The sequence below is a fragment of the Burkholderia sp. E168m22 genome (assembly GCF_001319805.1).
Taxonomy (GTDB): Bacteria; Pseudomonadota; Gammaproteobacteria; order Burkholderiales; family Burkholderiaceae; genus Burkholderia; species Burkholderia orbicola.
In genome coordinates this window covers 72753-88923 of record NZ_BBSK01000095.1, presented here as the reverse complement: position 1 = coordinate 88923, position 16171 = coordinate 72753, and the positions used below count along the sequence as shown (strand labels likewise).

The following is a 16171-nucleotide window of genomic DNA, read 5'->3' as shown; positions in this document are numbered from 1 at the left end:
ACGACGCGCGCCGCCTTCCTGGAGGAGACACCATCATGGCCGATACGCCGTCCATCGACGTCAGCGAATGGATCGACCGGCATCGCATTGCGCCGTTTCAGGCCGCGATCGTCGTCCTGTGCTTTCTGATCGTCGCGATCGACGGATTCGATACCGCGTCGATCGGATTCATCGCACCCGTCATTCGCTCGGAATGGGGCCTGTCGCCTGCGCAGCTCGCGCCGGTATTCGGCGCGGGATTGGCCGGGCTGATGGCCGGCGCGCTCGTATTCGGGCCGTTCGGCGACCGGTTCGGCCGCAAGCGGCTGCTGCTCGCATGCGTGGCGTGCTTCGGCATCGCGAGCGCCGCGTCGGGGAGCGCGGGCGGCCTGACCGAGCTGATCGTGTGGCGCTTCGTGACCGGGCTCGGGCTCGGCGGCGCGATGCCGAATGCGATCACGCTGACGTCCGAATACTGTCCGGCGCGACGTCGCTCGCTGCTCGTGACGACGATGTTCTGCGGTTTCACGATCGGCTCCGCGCTCGGCGGCCTCGCGGCCGCGTCGCTGATCGAGCACCACGGCTGGCGCGCGGTGCTGGTCGTCGGCGGCGTGGCGCCGCTGCTGCTCCTGCCGCTGCTCGCGTGGCGACTGCCGGAATCGGTGCGCTATCTCGTCAACCAGGGCGCGCCGTCCGCGCGGATCGCGACGCTGCTCGGTCGTATCGCGCCGGGTCCGCACCTCGCGCATGCGTCGTTCATCGCGCCCGCCGGCAAGCCGGCCGGGTCGCCGCTCGGGCGGCTGTTCGCCGCCGACCTGCTGCGCGGCACGCTGCTGCTGTGGCTCACGTTCTTCATGAGCCTGCTCGTCATCTACCTGCTGTCGAGCTGGTTGCCGACGTTGCTGCGCACGACTGGCGCGACGTTGCAGACGGCTGCACGCGTGACCGCGATGTTCCAGGTCGGCGGCACGCTTGGCGCGATCGTCCTGGGCTGGCTGATGGACCGCTTCGATCCGCATCGCGTGCTGGCCTGCAGCTATGCGGCGGCCGGCGCCTGCGTCGCGGCGATCGGCGTGTTCGCCGCGTCGCCGTGGGGTGCGGCGCTTGCGGTATTCGCCGCCGGCTTCTGCGTATCGGGCTCGCAGGTCGGGGCGAACGCCTTGTCGGCCGCGTTCTATCCGACCGAGTGCCGGACGACCGGCGTGAGCTGGGCGAACGGGATCGGTCGTGGCGGCTCGGTGGTCGGCTCGATGGCGGGCGGCGCGATGCTGGCGATGGGCGTGCCGCTGTCGACCGCGTTCGCCGTCGTTGCCGCGCCATGCGTGATCGCGGCGGTCGCGGTGCTGACGCTCGGCGTGGTTCGCGCCGGTGCGGCACGCGTGGCGGCCGCCGACGGGATGGCGGGCAGGCAGGCCTGATCGAAGGCGGGGCGGTTCGATTGCCGATTCGGTAAGCGGCGCGATGTTGCCGTAGCTCGCGTTGCCGGCAGACGTGTGCTTCGATGCGCTGTTCTGACGCCGCGCTGACGCATGGAGTCAAGATCGCGCCCGGTTCGATCTCCTCGAATTCGGACCGTTTCGCCGGCTATATCCGGCTGGCGTGCAAGCGCGTATCCGATGTGTCCGACGCATCCGATGCGGTGCATGAGACAGCGTTCGACACACTCGCCCGCCTCGTACGGGAAGCCATGGCGGCCGCGTGAGCGCGACGGCGGCGGCCGGCCGGACTTCCGAATACGCGAGTGCTCCGGCCGGACGCGGTACCGAAGCGGCAAGCCGTCGCCATTTCATCGGCCGACCGAGTGCGTGGCGAGGTGCTGGCGAATCAGCGACAGGTAACGGTCGCCGACCGAGAAATCGCGTGCGGCGCGCGGCCGGGCGGCGGCCGGCCGCAGCGTGGCCGGCGCGCTCATGCCCAGATATCGGCACACGGCGGACGGGAAGGGCTTGCGCGTATGCCCGAGCTGACGCGCCGCGCGTTCGACGCGGGCATCGCCGACCTGGGCTCGAAGCCACGCCAGCACTTGGCGATCGGTTTCGTTGACGATACGGACCAGATGTTCCATCGCGCGCCTCACTGTTCATAAATACAGTACTGTAAATATAACCAGTATTTGCGCTGACCGCAAGCGGGCGTGCGTCGGCTGGCCGTTCGGCCAGGGTCAGCGCACCGGCGCGGCGGCTCGCGTGATCCGGGCCGCGGCGGCGGCCGGGGCGGCGCGGCCGGTATAGCGCGCGTCGGTCAGCGTGCCGAGGAACGCGACGATGTCGTCGATTTCCGCGTCGGTGAGCGCGGGCGGCGTGCCGGGCCGGCGGTTCATCGGCGTCGAGTTGACGTTGATGTTGCCCCGATAGGCGGCCGGCACGTCGTCGAACGTTTGGGCGCCGTGGTACCAGAAGCCGGGATCGGTCGAGCGCGTGTTGTAGAACGCGACGGCGTCGCGCAGCGTCGTGAATACACCGTTGTGCATGAACGTCTGCTTGACCGCGACGTTGCGCAGCCCCGGCGTGCGCAGGTAGCCGCACCATTGCGTCGGTTCGGGCCAGCGCAGCCGACGCGCGGTGTCGCACAGCCCGTTGTCGAAATGGCGCGGATCGCGGTTCGCGGGCAGCGCGCGATTGCGCGGCACCGCGATCGCGTCGTAGCCGAAATCGGTGAACAGCGAGCGCTCCGGGCGGCTCGACGTGTCCGACAGCGTATGGCAGGTCATGCAATTGCCCTTGTCGGGATTCCGGAACAGCGCGAGGCCGCGCATCTCGGCCGGCGCGAGCGGCTTGCGCGTGCGCAGGAACGCATCGAAGCGCGACGTGAACGGCGCCATCTCGTCGCTCTGCAGATAGGCTTCGACGGCCGAACCCAACGCGCGCACCAGTTGCTCGGGGTCGCGGCGCACCGGCGCGCCGAAGCGCGCGGCGAGATCGGGCGCGAGTTCGGTCGCGTTGACCTTGCGCAGCAGCGCGGCCGGCGACCGGTTGTTCATCTCGTTCGGATCGAACAGCGGCCCGCGGATCTGCTCGGCGAGCGTATCCGCGCGGCCGTCGCTGAACAGGCCGCCGAACGGCGACGGCGCGGGCGCGTCGTCGTCCTGGTAGAAGTGGCGGCGCGGCACGTAGCGCACATAGAGCAGCGACGGCGCATTGCGCTGGCTGAAGCGCCCGGGCCGGCTGCCTTCCGGCACGCCGGGCCCCGCGAGCGATGCAGCCGACAGCGTCGGCGCGAACGCGCGACCCGGATCGTGGCAGCCCGCGCACGACATGCCGCGCGGCTCGGACAGCCGCGGGTCGAAGAAGATGCGGCGGCCGAGCGCGACGAGCGTCGGGTCCGGCGCGAAGCGCGCGGTGGCTGCGTCGATCTTGCCCGTCACCTGCGGCGTGCCGTTGCCGATCGTGTCGACGACGCGCGATGGCGGCGCGCCGGGAAGCAGGACCGTTTCGGCCGGTGCGGCGTGGGCCGCCAGCGTCAGACCGGCGAGCAGGGGTGCGACAAGCGTGCGCAACGTCTGCCGGCCGCGCCCCCTGCGGCCTTCATATCGAACTGCTTCACTCACGGCGCGATGAACCCCGTCTTGTCGCAGGCGAGCGTCCTGCCCGACTGGTTGCACGACGCCAGTCGCTTGCCGGCCGCCGAATACGCATGGAACACCCAGCCCGTCGCCGGCGCGGCGTTGCGCTCCATGATCAGGAAGCCGAAGCTGTTGTTGTGCGACAGCCGCTCGATCACGGCGCCCGGCGCGGGTGTCAGGCCGGCCGGGAACGGGTCGGGCAGCGCGACGTCGAGGTTGTCGCCGCCGTTGCCGGACACGATCGTCGCCGGGTGCCCGGACGAGAAGTTGATCGCCTGGAAATCGTGCACGTGGCCATGCAGCGCGACGTGCACGCCCGGCGGGTAGTACGCCTGCGCGTTGAGGCTCGACATCACCGACTGCAGCGCGAGGTTGCCCGGCGCCGGCGTGCTGCCGGCGATCGGTGCGAACGCGAGGATCGGGTGATGGTTCGTGAAGATCGTCGTCGTCATGCCGGCTTTCGACGCGAGCGATGCGACCGTCTGGAATTGTTTCTGGTAGATGCCGAACTGCGCGTCGGTCGTCTTCAGCGGCGTGCGGCCGACCTTCGCGGTGTCGAACACGATCACCTGCGAGCCGCCGCCGAGCGACACCGCATAGGGTTCCGAATAGTTCGCGTTGTTGTCGTTGGCCGGATCGTCGCACGAGCGGGCGGCTGAATACGGGCGCGGGTCGAGGAAGCGGAACCAGCCCTGGCCCGCCCGTGCGCATTCCTCGTGGTTACCGCGCACGACGACCCACGGCGCCTTCGCGAGTAGCGGCGCGGCCGGGCGGAACAGGTCGGCTTGCCACGTATCCCAGCCGTAGCCCCACGGGCTGTCCTTGCAGCCGGCGATGTCCGGCGGGCACGCGTTCTCGCGATAGTGATAGTCGCCGACGTGCAGCACGAGATCGGGCGACAGCTTCGCGACACTGGCCGCGATCGTGTCGAGCGGCCAGACCGCGGCATCGTTGCACGCCTGCCATGCGTTGTCGGCCTTCTTCATCCGGCAGCCCGTGTCGGCGATGATCGCGATGCGCTGCGGCTGCGCTTTCGGCAGCGGCAGCGTGCGGCCCGCGACGCTCGCCGCCTGGGCGCCGGCCGGCAGTGTGGCCTCGCACACGGACACCGGGAAGCTCGACGGCTTCGAATCGGCCGGATCGCTGGCGGTCGGCCGCTGGGCGACGGTCGCGGCGCCCGCGCGCAGCGTCATGCGCGACACCTTGTCGTCGACGGTCAGTTGCGGGCACAGCGGATCGCTGGCCGACGCGGGCGTGTAGTTCGTGATCACGCGCGCGATCGCCTGGTTCGCGTCGCCGATCTCGACCCATGCGGCCTGAACGTTGGCCGAGGCGCTGGCCGGATCGTCGGGCGTATCGATGTGATTCGAGCACGCGGACAGCGCGGCGAGGGCAGCAAGGGGAGCGCAGCGCACGAGCAGCGCGCGCGTGAGGAGTCGTCGCATGGGAGGGAGGCACCGTAGGAAAGTCGTCAACGATACGCAGCGCGAATGTAAGAAATGTGAAAAGCGGGGCGTGTCCTGGCTGACCCTTGACTTCAAGCCGGCTTGAAGCAGCACAGTCCGGTTCGTCATCAATGAATCGGAAGGGGATCGACGATGGAAGCCAACCGGCCCAACGAAGCGCAATCCGCGCTCTGGAACGGTCCGTCAGGGCGCGCGTGGGTCGATGCGCAGGCGCCGCTGGACCGGATGTTCGAGCCGTTCGAGCCGCTGCTGGCGGAGGCCGCGGCAGCATCGTTTGCCACGCGCGTGCTCGATGTCGGCTGCGGCACCGGCGCGGTTACGCTCGCGATCGCGCGGCGGCTCGGTGCGAGCGCGCAGTGCACGGGCATCGACATTTCGGCGCGGATGATCGATGCCGCCCGGGCGCGTGCCGAACGCGGCGGCGTGCCCGCCCGGTTCGTGTGCGCGGACGTGCAGACGCATGCGTTCGAGCCGGCGAGCGTCGACCTGATCGTGTCGCGTCTCGGCGTGATGTTCTTCGACGATCCGGTACGGGCGTTCGCGAACCTGCGGCAGGCGGCGCGGCCGGGCACGCCGATGCGGTTCGTCGCGTGGCGCGGCGCGGCCGACAACCCGTTCATGACGACGGCCGAGCGGGCGGCCGCGCCGCTGCTGCCGAACCTGCCCGTGCGGCAGCCCGGCGCACCGGGCCAGTTCGCGTTCGGCGACCGGCAGCGGATCGCGTCGGTGCTGTCGGACAGCGGCTGGGCCGACGTTGCGATCGAGCCGGTCGACCGGGTGTGCGTGCTGCCGGAATCCGCGCTGGACGACTACATTGCCCGGCTGGGCCCGGTGGGTCTTGCGTTGCAGGAAGCGGACGAAGCGACGCGGCGGCGCGTGGTCGATGCGGTGCGTGCCGCGTTCGGGTGTCACGTGCACGGCGCGGAGGTGCGCTTCGATGCGGCGTGCTGGCTCGTGACGGCGCGCGCGCCGTTCGCATGACGCGTAACGTGAAAGCAGCGGATCAAGGCCGGGGCGGTGGCCTGTTCGCCCCGCACGTGGCCGTGCCCGTGTGACGAAGCGGGGCCATGCGACCCGCGTGCGTCAGCGCTTCCGCGCGCGTAGCATCAGCCAAGCGCAGCCGCCGGCCGCCAGCACGAGGCCGAGCAGGACGGCCTCGGCGCCGAGCGCGAAACCGGGCGGCATGTCGCCGCTGTTCGGCACCGGCGCCAGATTGCCGGCCATCGCGACGGCGCCGCCGGCGAGCAGCGCCGCGCAGACGATCCAGTAGATCTTGCCGGGCAGTGCCGCGGCGCGGATTCGCCACAGCGCGATGCCGGCGCCGCCGAGGTACAGCACGGCGAGCGTGCCGAGCGCGATGATGTCGGCCGCGCGGCTTTGCAGCAGCCCGCTCATTCGGCCTCCGTCGCGTGCCCCGGTGCCCGGCTCAGCAGATGCGTGCGGGTGTCTGCCGCGAGCGACACGTAGCGTTCATATTGGCGCAGCACGTCGGCGATCACTTCGTCGCCGCGCAGGTATTCGATGTCGTAGCCGAGCCGGCCGTCCTCGAAGAACGTGACGATGCCATGGACATGCGCACGCGTCTCGTCCGGCTCGGCCGCCTCGCGCACCAGGAACGCGGCCGCGGATTTCGCGGTGACGCGCACGCCGTACACGAAATCGCGGTGTTCGGCGGTCGGTACGGTGAGCCGCACTGCATCGTCGCTGTCGCGCTGCACGTGCGCATCGACGCCGCTCGCGCGCAGCTCGTCGGCGACCTTGCGCAGCGCGGGTTCGACCGTTTCCGCGACGAACTGGCGCGCCTCGGCCTCGGTCGTCTGCCGCAGGATGTGCGTCAGGCGATGGCGCCAGTGCTGGCCGGTCCAGAAGCTCGTTGCAGGCGCAACGTCCTGCGAGTAGTGCGCGCGGTCGGCCGCGAGCCCGCGCCACAGCCCGTAGCACAGCGCGAGCATGATGATGGCGACCGGCAGCGCGGCGATCAGCGTCATCGCCTGCAGCGCGCCGAGCCCGCCCGCGACGAGCAGCACCGCGGCCGTCACGCCGAGCAGCGCGGCCCAGAACAGCCGCTGCCAGACCGGCGAATGCGCATTGCCGCGCGTCGCGATCTGGTCGATCACGAACGCGCCCGAATCGGCGGACGTGACGAAGAACACCGCGATCAGCACGATCGCGACGATCGACAGCAGTTGCGGCAACGGCAGGAAATCGAAGAAGCGGAACAGCAGCGCATCGACGTTGGTCGCCGTCTGCGCGAGCGCGCCGGCCGCGCCGTGCGTATCGAGCCAGATCGCGCTGTTGCCGAACACGGTCATCCACACGAGGTTGAACGCGGTCGGCACGAGCAGCACGCCGATCACGAACTGGCGGATCGTGCGGCCGCGCGAGATGCGCGCGATGAACATGCCGACGAACGGCGACCACGACACCCACCACGCCCAGTAGAGGATCGTCCAGCCGCCGAACCAGCCTTCCTCGCGCGGCGGCGCGTACGCATAGGTGCGGAACGACAGGTCGACGAGGCTCGACAGGTACTGGCCGATGTTGTCGCCGAGCGCGCGCAGCAGAAAGGCCGTCGGGCCCGCGACCACCACGAAGGCGAGCAGCAGGAATGCGAGCAGCAGGTTCAGTTCGGACAGCCGGCGCACGCCCTTGTCGAGGCCGGTCGCGGCCGATACGCCCGCGAGGACCACGACCACCGCGACGAGCCCGATGCGGAACAGGTTGCTGCCCGTGTCCCATCCGGCGACCGTATGCAGGCCCGCGCTCAGCTGCATCACGCCGTAGCCGAGCGTCGTTGCGATCCCGGCGACCGTGCCGACCAGCGCGAACGCATCGACGGTGTGGCCGATCCAGCCGTTGATGCGCTCGCGCAGCACCGGATACAGCCCGGAGCGCAGCGTCAGCGGCAGGTTGTAGCGGAAGCCGAAGTACGCGAGCACGAGCCCCATCAGCCCGTAGATCGCCCACGCATGGAAGCCCCAGTGGAAGAAGGTCATCAGCATCGCCTCGCGCGCGGCGGCGGGCGTGCCGGGGTCGACGGTGGGCGGCTTCAGGAAATGCTGCATCGGCTCGCCGACGCCGAAGTACATCAGGCCGATGCCCATGCCGGCCGCGAACAGCATCGCCGTCCACGACACGAAGCTGAATTCCGGTTCGGCATCGTCGGGGCCGAGCCGGATATTGCCGAAGTCGCTGGCGGCGATCAGCACGAGAAACACGAGGAAGCCGGTGACGGCGAGCACGTAGAACCAGTCGAACCGGGCGATAACCCATTGCTGGCCGGCGGAGAACAGTGCGCCGGCTTCGCTCGGGTGCAGTGCGCACACGACGAGTAGCGCGCCGATCACGGCGAGCGCGGGCAGGACGACCTGCGGCTTGAATGTCGTGCGGGGCGAGGGACGGGAATCCGGCATGGCGGGCATCCAGTTGTGGGCGCAACGAGGCGCGACGCCGCCCGGCGCGCACCTTGCGCGTCGGACCCTGATACGGCGTGCGTCGAGTGTACCGCGGTGTCAGGACTGCAAGAAGGGGCATGCAGAAGGGTAAACCTGACGAATTGTAAGGTATCGGGGCGATCGAGAAAACCCGCGCGGTGTGCGCGGCGGGCCGGCGGGGCGGGGAAAACGCAGCGACGGACGCCCGGACGGCGCACGCACGGCATGCGCATCGTCCGGGCAAGGGGCGGCGCGAGGAAGGCGTCGCCAGGCGGGTTCAGAACGTGACGGCGATCCCGGCCATGCCGACGAACTGGCCATGCGTCGTCGACGGCGTGAGCTGCTGCGAATCGCCGACGATCGGCGCCGCGTCGACGATGTGCCCGGCGCCTTGCGCGCCGAGCGTCTGCCCGCTCGAATGCGTGTACGCCTGCAGCGCGTAGAGCGTCGTGCGTTTCGACAGGCTGTACGACTCCTTCAGCGAATATTGTTGATAGCGGGCCGCGCTCGCGACACCGTTCGCCTTCGATGCGAGCGTGTACGCGAATGCGCCGGCCACCGAGAACGTCGGCGTGAAGCGGTATGCGGCAAGCGCGCCGTAGGTGTTGAACACGGCCGTGTCGGTGAACGCCGAGCCGTTGCCGGGCAGGTACTTCACGTTCGAATAGTTGAGCCCCATCGTCAGGTCGCCGAGCGTGTAGTTGCCGGCCGCCGCCACCTGTTCGACCGCTTTCGCGCTCAGGTAGCCCTGGTTCAGCACGGACACCGCGAAGCTGCCCGACGATGCGGTGGCCGGGTTCAGGAAGCCCGCGGACGAGCCCGAGCTGTTGATCCGCAGATAGCCGGCCGCGATCCCGATCGGCCCGTTCGCGTAGCGCAGCGCGGCGCTGAACGTGTTGCCCTTGCCGGTCGCGCCCGCAATGCCGCCGAATGCGTACATCGCGCTCGCGGTCAGCCCGGCGAAGGTCGGCGACGTATAGGTAACCGAATTGTTCACGCGGATCGTGGTGTCGAGGCCGTCGATGTCGCCCGGATGCGCGCCGGTGGCGCCGGTCAGCCAGCTGCTCGACGCGTACGGGCCGACGAACAGGAAGTAGGGCGTGTACTGGCGACCGGCCGTGACCGTACCGTAGCTGGCGTTGCGCAGGCCGACGAAGGCCTGGCGATTGAATAGCGTGCCGGCGGCGGCCTGCGCGCCCGTATTCAGGTTGAAACCGGCCTGCAGGTCGAAGATCGCGTGCGTGCCGCCGCCGAGATCCTCGTCGCCGCGCAGCCCGAACTTCGACGCATACAGGTTGCCGTCGCGCATGTAGATGTTCGAGTGCCCCTGCTGGTTGTTCACGTACGCGAGCGAATCGTCGACCACGCCGTACAGCGTGACGCTGCTCTGTGCGTGGGCGGCGGTCGTGCCGAGCGAGGCGGCCGATAAAATCAGGATTGCATAACGGTTGACGGGTGCTTTCATGCTCGATCTCCAGGTCTCTTCATCTTTTCAAGGGGGCGGGAGGCTGAATGCCTCCTCTGTGGCAGGCGGCGAGCCGCGCGAACGGCCCGCCTGATCGGGTTGGCTTCAGTGGTTCATTGATCGAACGCGACGACGAGGCGGCGCCACGCGCCGTCCTGCGCATCCTGCTCGACACGCGCGCCGCGCACGGCAATCGCGCCTTGCAGCGACGCGGGCAGCAGGATTTCGACGCGGTCGGACGGACGTGCCGGGTGGCCGTCCCAGCGGACCGACACGCCGAGCACGCCAGATGCCTCGCGGCCGGTCTCGATGCGCCACAGGCCGTATTCGCCGTCGCGCCATGCTTCGGTCTCGCCATCGTCCTCCACGCATTCGCCGTACGCGACGCCGTCCTCGATCCGCGGTGCGACGAGGAAGCCACGCGTGTCGGCGCGCGTACCGAAATGCTGTTCCGCGACGTTCAGCGGCAGCACGCGGCCTTCGCGCAGCAGCATCACCGGCGTGTCGAGCGGTGCGGGGAGCGTCACGCTCGCGCCGCCGTCGAACGACTGCGCGCTCGCGCAGCACGTCCAGCGTGCGCCCGACGGCAGGTACACCGTGCGTTCGGTCTGGCCGGGCTCGACGACCGGCGCGACCAGCAGCGCGTCGCCGAGCATCATGTCGTCGCACGCGTCGTAGCAGCGCGCATCGCCGGGGAAATCGGCGAGGGTCGACCGCAGCACGGGCTCGTAGCGCGTCGTGGACAGCCACAGCAGGTGATAGAGGTACGGCAGCAGCCGGTAGCGCTGCTTGATCAGCGACGCGATCTGCGCGGTGATCTCGGGGTACATCCACGGTTCGTTGACGGTGCCGTCGTCGTTCCATGAGTGGATGCTGAAGCGCGGCATGAAGATGCCGAACTGCACCCAGCGCAGCAGCAATTCGGGCGACGGCGCAGGGCCCGAGAAGCCGCCGATGTCGTGGCCGATGTTCGACACGCCCGACAGCGCGAGGCCGAGGCCCATCTTCAGGTTGTAGCGCAGCGTTTCCCACGACGTGTAGTTGTCGCCCGACCACGTCTGCACGTAGCGCTGCATGCCCGCGCCGCCCGAGCGCGACACGAGGAACGGCCGCCGCGCCGGCGCATGTGCGCGCTGCGCGTCGCGCGACGCGCGCATCATCAGCATCGTCTGCAGCACCTTCGCCTCGCGCGCCGGGAACGGCTGGCCGAAGCCGTGCGCGATCGCGTCGGGCGACCAGATCTCGTATTCGTTGTTGTCGTTCCAGGTCGATTCGATCCCGTATTCCAGCAGCGCCGACGTGACCTGCTCGCGCCACCAGCGGTACGCGTCCGGCTGCGTGAAATCGATGTACGCGCCGACTTCGTCCCAGAACTGCACCCATGCGGGCTCGCCCGATGCGGAACGGATCAGCAGCCCGCGCCGCGCGGCGTCGTCGAACGCGGGATGGTCGCGCAGCAGGCACGGCTTGATGTTCGCGCACAGGCGGATGCCGTTGTCGCGGTAATGCTGCACGAAGCCTTTCGCATCGGGAAACTTGTCGCGGTTCCAGTTGAACACGTAGCGCTTCGCGCCGATCGACGTATAACCCGATGACAGGTGGAACGAATCGCACAGGATGTCGTGCGTGTCGCACTGCTCGACGAACTGGTTCATCTGCTGCTGCGCGTCCGGCGCGTCGGTGTAGCTCATCGTCGAGCCCGAATAGCCGAGTCCCCATTTCGGCGTGCGCGCGGGGCGCCCGGTGAGCCACGTGAAGCGCCGCGCGGCCGCGAGCGGCGTAGCGGGCGACGCGATGAAGTAGTAGTCGAGATCGCCGTGTTCGGCGACGAAGTAGCGATAGAGCCCGTGGTAGTTGTCGAGCTCGCGGCCCATGTCGAACGCGCAGTCGGACAGCGTGTCGTAGAACAGCCCGAAGCCCTGGCCCGCATCGGGCGACCACGTGATGTAGAACGGGATGTGCTTGTACAGCGGGTCGGTGTGCTTCGCGCTGTAGCCCATCGCGTCGATGTTGCGCATCTCGAAGCGGGCGCCCGTGCGATCGAGTTCGCCCGCGCGTTCGCCGAGGCCGAACACCTGGTCGCCGCGCTCGCGGGCGACGTAGTGATACGCGCGATCGTCCCACCAGCCGAAGTTGTACGCCTGCGTCGCGCGGTCGGCGAGCGCGACGCGCCATGCGCCGTCCGCGCCGCGCAGCGACCACGTGCAGTGGCCGCCTTGCCGGCGCACCGCGAGCCGGATCTGCGCGGTTTCGATGCGCACGGCGTCGTCGTCCTCGGCGAAGTCGTAGTGGGGTAGCGTGAAGTCGCTCAGGTCGAGGCGGTCGCGCCCGTCGAGCGGCACGTCGTCGAGGCCCGGCGCGATCGTCCACGTGCGCGGGGTGCGCGCCGTCGCGTCGGGCAGCACGCGTACCCGCACGATGTCGTCCTCGAGCACGAAGATTTCGACGGTGGCGCCCGTCTCGGACGCGAGCAGTACGCGGTTCGCGTGGTGGCTGGCGACGCGGAACACGGGCGGATGAAGGAGCGAAGTCATGAAGGCGGTTCCTGGTGAAAACGGATGTCAGGCGTGCTGCGCGAGCAGGCGTTCCTGTTTCGACTGGCCGCGGATCAGCAGCGCGAGCAGCGTGACGCCGATGATGTCGAACAGGCCGAGGCACGCGAACAGCGGCGCATAGCCGATCTTGTCGGCGAGCGCGCCGACCAGCAACGAGAAGCCGAGGCCGCCGATCCACGCGGCCATCCCGGCGAAGCCGCTCGCGGTGCCGACTTCCTCGGGGTCGAACACGTCGGCCGACAGCGTGTTGACGAGCGCGGAGATCATCTGGTGCGCGAAGCCGCCGACGCAGAACAGCGCGATCGCGGTGTACGGCGACGACGCGAGCCCGATCATCGCCGGCCCGAGCATCAGCAGCGCGCCGAGCGCGACGCCCGCGACGCGCGACCACACGAGCGGCAGCTTGAAGCGATTCGCGAGGTAGGGCGACAGGTAGCCGCCCGCGATGCCGCCCAGGTCGGCCGCGAGAAACGGCATCCACGCGAACACCGCGATCTGCGTGAGCGGCATGTGGCGCTCGGTCGCGAGGTACAGCGGAATCCAGAAGCTGAAAGTTTGCCACGCGGGTTCCGCGAAGAAGCGCGGCAGCGCGATCGCCCAGAAACGTCGGGCGGTGACGACGTCGCGGATACGGCGCTTCGACACGGGCGGCATCGTGGCCTGGCCGTCGCGGATCAGCGTGCGTTCCTGCGGCGTGATGCGCGGATGGTCGGCCGGCGACCGGTACTGCGTGTACCAGAGGGCGGCCCAGACGAACCCGAGCGCGCCGGTGGCCATGAACGCGGCCTGCCAGCCGAACCGCATCGACAGGAACACGACGAGTGGCGGCGCGATCGCGGCGCCGAGCGACGTGCCCGCGTTGAAGTAGCCGACCGCGACGGATTTCTCGCGATCGGGAAACCATTCGGCGACGGCCTTCATTCCCGACGGAATCGCGGCGGCCTCGAACAGGCCCAGCAAGCCGCGCAGGATGCCGAGCGACAGCCAGCCCGACGCGAAGCCATGCGCGACGCCGACCACCGACCACAGCATCGCGAACAGCGCGAACCCGAGCCGCAGCCCGATCAGGTCGACGATGAACCCGCATACCGGCTGCATGATCGTGTAGCCGATCTGGAACGCGCCGACGATGTACGAGTACTGCTGCGTCGAGATCGCGAACACCTGCTTGAGCTCGGGCGCGAGCACCGCGAGGGAATTCCGTGCGAGGTAGTTGAGGATCGTGCCGAGACACACGAGCACGATGATCCACCAGCGCAACGCCTTGACTGTCTTCACTGCTGTCTCCTGTCAGGGAGGGCGGGCGCGCGGCGCCTGCCCGGTCCGTGAGGGCCATCCGTTCGGGACGGCTTGTTTCGTTTATTCGTACGATGTCCGATCTTGATGTCCGCCGGTTTTGCCGGTTTATATCGAAATCACGGTGTTCGAGCGAACATTTCGTCGTCATCAACCTGCAATGTTATCTGACGACTGATCATTTTCGAACATCCTATGTTCGAATGCGAATCCGGTCAACGTGAATCTGCATTCGAACGAACGTACTCGGGGTTTTCCCGATGAGCGAGGTAATCGCTCGCGCGGCGGCGCAGGACGGTTGCCCGTCAAAGGCCCGTGCGACGGGGCCGGATGATCGTCAGGAGGGACGACGCACGCCGGATGGGGCGTGACAACCCTGATGAAAATTTATTTCTTTTCGGAAATCGGATTGTGTAAATTCATTTTCATCGAACCTTGCAACAACCCTTCGCATGACGCCTCTCGTTCCGCCCGATGTCAGTCACGACGAACCCGCGATCGCCGAGCGGATCGCGTCGACGATGCCGTTGATGACGCCGATTCACCGGCGCATGGGCGAATTCGTGCTCGCGAACCCGTTTCGCGCGGCGACGATGCGGATCGACGAGCTCGCGCAGGCGGTGAATGCGTCGATCGCGACCGCGAACCGCTTCGCGAAGGCACTCGGTTTCGACGGCTATCCGGCGATGCGCGCGGCGCTCGTGCGCGGCTTCGAGGCCACGCTCGGGCCGGTCGAACGGCTGCGTTCCGCGCAGGAGCAGGAGTCCGGCGTACGCGGCGCCGCATGGATCGACGCGGTGTTCGACCAGGCTGCCGCCAACATCGAGAACACGCGTGCGCAACTGGATGCGGCCGACGTCGAGGCGGCGGTCGAGGCGATCGTTGGCGCACGGCGCGTGCTGATTCTCGGCGCCGGGTCGAGCGCATTTCTCGCCGGGCTGATGGAGCACGGGCTGTCGGTGTGCCACGACAACGTGCAATCGCTCGCGTTGCTCGGCGGCCCGTCGCATGCGGCGCGGCGCCTGTATACGGCCGACTCGCGCGATCTCGTGATAGCGCTCGCGTGTCCGCGCTACGTGAAGGACACGATCGAGCTGGCTCGCCGTGCGGCGGCGCGCGGCGCGCGCGTGCTCGGCATCACCGACGGCCCGCAATCGCCGCTCGCGCCGATCGCGTCGCTGAACCTGTACGTGAAGGCCGAGCGGCGTTTCGCGGCCACGTCGGAAGCCGCCGTGCTCACGATGATCGAGGCGCTGATCGATGCGGTCGCGCTGCGCACCCACCGGTCCGCGAAATCCGCCGCCGAGATGACCGAATTCCTGCTGCCGTGGCTCGTGCAGCCGCAAGCGGCGCTGCCGGTCGCCAACCCTTCTTCCCCACGTCCGAAAAAATCATGACTTCACCCGCGATCGTCGCGATTCACGGCGGCGCAGGCACGATCCTGCGCGAAGCGATGGATACCGACACCGAACGTCGGTACCGCGCCGAACTCACCGCGATCCTGCAGGCCGCGCAACAGGTGCTGGCCGACGGCGGTAGCGCGCTCGACGCCGTCACCGTCGCGGTGCGGATGCTCGAGGATTGCCCGTTGTTCAACGCCGGGCGCGGCGCCGTCTATACGGCCGAAGGCAAGCACGAACTCGATGCGGCGGTCATGGACGGCGCGACGCTCGGCGCCGGCGCGATCTGCTGCGCGACGCGCGTGCGCAACCCGGTGCTCGCCGCGCGGCGCGTGATGGAGGCGAGCGAGCACGTGCTGTTCGCCGGCGCGGGCGCCGATGCGTTCGCGGCCGCGCAGGGGCTCGAACTGGCGGAACCCGGCTACTTCGACACCGAATCGCGGCATGCGCAGTGGGTGAAGGCGCGCGCGGCGGCCGGCATGATGCTCGACCACGACGCGGCCAGCTTCGCATTCGGCGGGGCCGCACAACCCGCCGCACAACCCGCCGAGCCGCTCGATCCGGACCGCAAGCACGGCACGGTCGGCGCGGTCGCGTGCGACCTGAACGGCCACATCGCGGCGGCGACGTCGACGGGCGGCATCACGAACAAGCAGCCGGGGCGCGTCGGCGATTCGCCGATCATCGGCGCCGGCTGCTATGCGGACGACGCGACTTGCGCGGTCTCCGCGACAGGCACCGGCGAGATGTTCATCCGGCTCGCGACCGCGCATGACGTGGCCGCGCAGATCGCGTATCGCGGCGCGTCGCTCGCCGACGCCGCGCACGACGTCGTGATGAACAAGCTGCCGCGCCTCGCGGGCCGCGGCGGGATCATCGCGGTCGACGCGCACGGCAACGTCGCGATGCCGTTCAACACCGAAGGGATGTATCGCGGCTACGCACGCGTCGGTGAAGCGCCGGTCGTCGGCATCTACCGCGACGATGCGGCCTGAATCCGGATCGCACGAGGAG

At 69.0% G+C, this 16171-nt stretch carries 12 protein-coding genes and 1 pseudogene; 5 read left to right on the top strand and 8 right to left on the bottom strand.

Going from position 1 to position 16171, the window contains the following annotated elements; all coding sequences use genetic code 11:
• Window positions 1-35: 35 nt before the first annotated feature.
• Both AP428_RS21450 and AP428_RS37480 read left to right on the top strand, forming a co-directional pair.
• Window positions 36-1397 carry an aromatic acid/H+ symport family MFS transporter gene (locus tag AP428_RS21450; RefSeq protein ID WP_011547915.1) on the top strand — a complete coding sequence of 454 codons (1362 nt, stop codon included), beginning with the start codon at window positions 36-38 and terminating at the stop codon, window positions 1395-1397.
• A gap of 55 nt (window positions 1398-1452) precedes the next feature.
• Window positions 1453-1681: pseudogene (locus AP428_RS37480) on the top strand (PLP-dependent aminotransferase family protein); the annotation flags it as partial.
• An 84-nt stretch (window positions 1682-1765) separates the two neighbouring features.
• Here the strand turns inward: AP428_RS37480 and AP428_RS21440 are convergent.
• From AP428_RS21440 to AP428_RS21430, 3 genes are all read right to left on the bottom strand, one after another.
• Window positions 1766-2044 carry a hypothetical protein gene (locus AP428_RS21440; RefSeq protein ID WP_011547913.1) on the bottom strand — a complete coding sequence of 93 codons (279 nt, stop codon included), beginning with the start codon at window positions 2042-2044 and terminating at the stop codon, window positions 1766-1768.
• Between the two features lie 96 nt (window positions 2045-2140).
• Complete coding sequence (locus AP428_RS21435; RefSeq protein WP_011547912.1) at window positions 2141-3526, bottom strand: cytochrome-c peroxidase; 1386 nt, start codon at window positions 3524-3526, stop codon at window positions 2141-2143.
• Complete coding sequence (locus AP428_RS21430; protein ID WP_011547911.1) at window positions 3523-4986, bottom strand: metallophosphoesterase; 1464 nt, start codon at window positions 4984-4986, stop codon at window positions 3523-3525. Before AP428_RS21430 ends, AP428_RS21435 begins: the two co-directional genes overlap by 4 nt.
• Before the next feature lie 153 nt (window positions 4987-5139).
• Between AP428_RS21430 and AP428_RS21425 the strand changes: the two genes are divergently transcribed.
• Entirely contained in the window at window positions 5140-5988 is an 849-nt protein-coding gene (locus AP428_RS21425) for a class I SAM-dependent methyltransferase (protein WP_054928386.1), read from the top strand.
• Window positions 5989-6090: 102 nt separating this feature from the next.
• Here AP428_RS21425 and AP428_RS21420 read toward each other — a convergent pair whose 3' ends face one another.
• The 5 genes from AP428_RS21420 to AP428_RS21400 form a co-directional block, all read right to left on the bottom strand.
• Window positions 6091-6402 (bottom strand): hypothetical protein, encoded by a 312-nt coding sequence (locus tag AP428_RS21420; protein WP_011547909.1) that lies wholly within the window; start codon window positions 6400-6402, stop codon window positions 6091-6093.
• Entirely contained in the window at window positions 6399-8420 is a 2022-nt protein-coding gene (locus tag AP428_RS21415) for a BCCT family transporter (RefSeq protein WP_054928385.1), read from the bottom strand. The genes AP428_RS21420 and AP428_RS21415 overlap by 4 nt, the downstream gene beginning before the upstream one ends.
• Before the next feature lie 298 nt (window positions 8421-8718).
• Window positions 8719-9906 carry a porin gene (locus AP428_RS21410; RefSeq protein ID WP_011694709.1) on the bottom strand — a complete coding sequence of 396 codons (1188 nt, stop codon included), beginning with the start codon at window positions 9904-9906 and terminating at the stop codon, window positions 8719-8721.
• Between the two features lie 113 nt (window positions 9907-10019).
• Window positions 10020-12440, bottom strand: a complete 2421-nt coding sequence (locus tag AP428_RS21405; RefSeq protein ID WP_011547906.1) for a glycoside hydrolase family 31 protein — start codon at window positions 12438-12440, stop codon at window positions 10020-10022.
• A 27-nt stretch (window positions 12441-12467) separates the two neighbouring features.
• Entirely contained in the window at window positions 12468-13739 is a 1272-nt protein-coding gene (locus tag AP428_RS21400; protein WP_011547905.1) for an MFS transporter, read from the bottom strand.
• A gap of 470 nt (window positions 13740-14209) precedes the next feature.
• On the opposite strand from AP428_RS21400, the gene AP428_RS21395 reads away from it, so the two are divergent.
• Window positions 14210-15154: a MurR/RpiR family transcriptional regulator gene (locus AP428_RS21395; RefSeq protein WP_054928384.1), complete on the top strand. Its 945-nt coding sequence runs from the start codon at window positions 14210-14212 to the stop codon at window positions 15152-15154.
• A complete protein-coding gene (locus AP428_RS21390; RefSeq protein ID WP_054928383.1) occupies window positions 15151-16152 on the top strand; it encodes an isoaspartyl peptidase/L-asparaginase family protein in 1002 nt (333 codons plus the stop codon). The genes AP428_RS21395 and AP428_RS21390 overlap by 4 nt, the downstream gene beginning before the upstream one ends.
• Window positions 16153-16171: the final 19 nt, after the last annotated feature.

Coding starts and splice junctions, on each gene's coding strand:
- AP428_RS21450 (WP_011547915.1), top strand. CDS start 36: ATGGCCGATACGCCGTCCATCGACGTCAGCGAATGGATCGACCGGCAT.
- AP428_RS21440 (WP_011547913.1), bottom strand. CDS start 2,044: ATGGAACATCTGGTCCGTATCGTCAACGAAACCGATCGCCAAGTGCTG.
- AP428_RS21430 (WP_011547911.1), bottom strand. CDS start 4,986: ATGCGACGACTCCTCACGCGCGCGCTGCTCGTGCGCTGCGCTCCCCTT.
- AP428_RS21425 (WP_054928386.1), top strand. CDS start 5,140: ATGGAAGCCAACCGGCCCAACGAAGCGCAATCCGCGCTCTGGAACGGT.
- AP428_RS21420 (WP_011547909.1), bottom strand. CDS start 6,402: ATGAGCGGGCTGCTGCAAAGCCGCGCGGCCGACATCATCGCGCTCGGC.
- AP428_RS21415 (WP_054928385.1), bottom strand. CDS start 8,420: ATGCCGGATTCCCGTCCCTCGCCCCGCACGACATTCAAGCCGCAGGTC.
- AP428_RS21410 (WP_011694709.1), bottom strand. CDS start 9,906: ATGAAAGCACCCGTCAACCGTTATGCAATCCTGATTTTATCGGCCGCC.
- AP428_RS21405 (WP_011547906.1), bottom strand. CDS start 12,440: ATGACTTCGCTCCTTCATCCGCCCGTGTTCCGCGTCGCCAGCCACCAC.
- AP428_RS21395 (WP_054928384.1), top strand. CDS start 14,210: ATGACGCCTCTCGTTCCGCCCGATGTCAGTCACGACGAACCCGCGATC.
- AP428_RS21390 (WP_054928383.1), top strand. CDS start 15,151: ATGACTTCACCCGCGATCGTCGCGATTCACGGCGGCGCAGGCACGATC.